This window comes from Sinorhizobium sp. BJ1, assembly GCF_002531555.1.
Lineage (GTDB): Bacteria > Pseudomonadota > Alphaproteobacteria > Rhizobiales > Rhizobiaceae > Sinorhizobium > Sinorhizobium fredii_B.
In genome coordinates, this window is record NZ_NWTH01000097.1 from 1 (window position 1) to 1,945 (window position 1,945).

The following is a 1,945-nucleotide window of genomic DNA, read 5'->3' on the forward strand; positions in this document are numbered from 1 at the left end:
AGAAGATAACGGCCATCTCAGCGCACAGAACTCCGGTAACATTCCTGGGTGAGGCAATAGGCATGGCGCAAAGCGTGCCCGCCGCGATGCGCCGCTTGAATACCGAGCGCGGCAAATCGCCGATTGGCGACGCTGTAAATGCTGGAGGTCCCTAAGGGTTGTCGAGGCGCCTGCATCCGGAGGAGAACTTCTCTGCACGACGACGGCGGGCGGACTGTGTCCACGTAGCGTGCCAATGCTTCCGCAACGGAGGGCACCAGCGGATAGATCTGGGCTTGTCGGCGCTTTAAGCGGAAAAGCCGAAGCGTTCCCCCCGCCCAGTCGATTTGGGTCGAGCCGCAACGCGGCTACTTCGCCGCGCCGCATACCATACACCGCCAGCAACATTAGGATCGCGCGGTCTCGGATGTCGCGGGGCGACATCAGCCAACATCTTTTGGACGTCGGACCAATCTGGGGCATATGGAAGAGTTTCTTGCCGATAAAGCCGAGGCCGCGATGTTGACGTCGCTAAGCGGTCTGAGCACCAAGCCTCTTTTGCCGCATATCGAAGAAATCCGCGCAAGGCTGAGACGATGTGTGCAATCGAGACACGGCCCCAGCGTCCGGCCCCTTGGATCGCTATATAGTTGTCGATGTCTTCTGCCTTCAAATCCTTGAGCCGGTGGTTCGACTGTTCGCACCACAGCAAGAATCTGCCGGCTATGCGCCCCCATTGCTCCACTGTCGACGGTGTCAACCCGCGTTCGTCGCGCATCCAGGCAACATACCGGTCGAGTTGCGCCTGGTACGACAATATGACAGTGGGCTCACGTCACCAGCCAAGGAACTTCAGCCAGGGACGACCAATATCGATGACCCGACGTGCAGCGGTAGCCGCACCCTGAAGATTCTGCCGAGCCTGCGCGATCGGCAACAACTCCGCCATGCCGACGCCAGCCGCGGCCTCCGGGCCGAGATGTCGCGCGATCCACAGGAGTTCGTTGCGTTTAACCCTGAGAACTTCGGGTCTCGCTCCGAGTGTGGCGCAGTGATGCAAATAGCGGTTCCGCTCGTCAGCGAATGGCACTTCGGGAAATAGGGCACAGCGGCTTGGTCGGAAAAGCAAGCGTGATCTTCCCGACGATCCCGCCACTTCCTGCGCAAGCGCAGCCAGACCTTCGATCCCCTTACGCATGTCGGTGGCTCCACAGGCAAGATAGACCCGAACCCCGGTCCCTGGTCCAATCATGCCGGCTCCACCGCCCGGATAAGCCGCGTCAGCGTTGCGGCATCCACGCCGCTGTCGAAGCAAAGGCTGCGACCGCAGGCCAATCGCAACTCGATCATCCCAGAGGGGTCCTGCTGGTCCCCGCGGCGCTCGGTCTGCGTCCCATTCATCTCCACGGGAACAAACACCGCATTCGCAGAAGGCGACAACAGTCCCTTCTCTTCAGCTCACTGCGCCAGGTGTAAATCTGCTGTCGTGTCACATCGTGTCGCTGCGCAACCTCAGTCACCGTCGCCCCGTCGATCCCAACCGACATGAGAATCTCGAGCTTCTGTTTGTCGCACCACCGCCGCCGCCGTTCCTGCCCAAGAATTTCCACCCGCATCGCAAACCTCGCCTAAGACACTCGCTAACGACGTGTCTTAGGCCATCACGACGATAGCCGGCAGGCGGTGCCAATCGGGCGGTTACCGCAGATCGGCTGCTTGACGCGGTTCGCGATTATGTGGTGGAGGCGTTTGGTGATGAGATGGCGTCCTGATCGTCGACGAGACGAGATTTGTGAAGAAGGGCGACAGTTCCGCCGGTGTCGCGCGTCAGTACTCGGGAACGGCGGGGCGCCCTACGGCTATCGATACATCGGCTAGACGCCCCAAAAAGCCGACGTTACGAGAAGCGCGCTTTAGCTAACGAAGAAACCAGGCTCTTGCACAAGTGAAACTTGGCTGGGGAAAG

At 60.3% G+C, this 1,945-nt stretch carries 2 protein-coding genes and 1 pseudogene; 1 reads left to right on the forward strand and 2 read right to left on the reverse strand.

What is annotated here, in order from left to right; genetic code table 11:
* Positions 1-286 precede the first annotated feature (286 nt).
* Together CO676_RS36720 and CO676_RS36725 are read right to left on the reverse strand one after the other, a co-directional pair.
* Complete coding sequence (locus CO676_RS36720; RefSeq protein WP_245424666.1) at positions 287-757, reverse strand: site-specific integrase; 471 nt, start codon at positions 755-757, stop codon at positions 287-289.
* 57 nt (positions 758-814) lie between these two features.
* Entirely contained in the window at positions 815-1,177 is a 363-nt protein-coding gene (locus CO676_RS36725) for a hypothetical protein (RefSeq protein WP_245424668.1), read from the reverse strand.
* A gap of 508 nt (positions 1,178-1,685) precedes the next feature.
* Between CO676_RS36725 and CO676_RS34170 the strand changes: the two are divergent.
* Positions 1,686-1,831: pseudogene (locus CO676_RS34170) on the forward strand (transposase); the annotation flags it as partial.
* Positions 1,832-1,945: the final 114 nt, after the last annotated feature.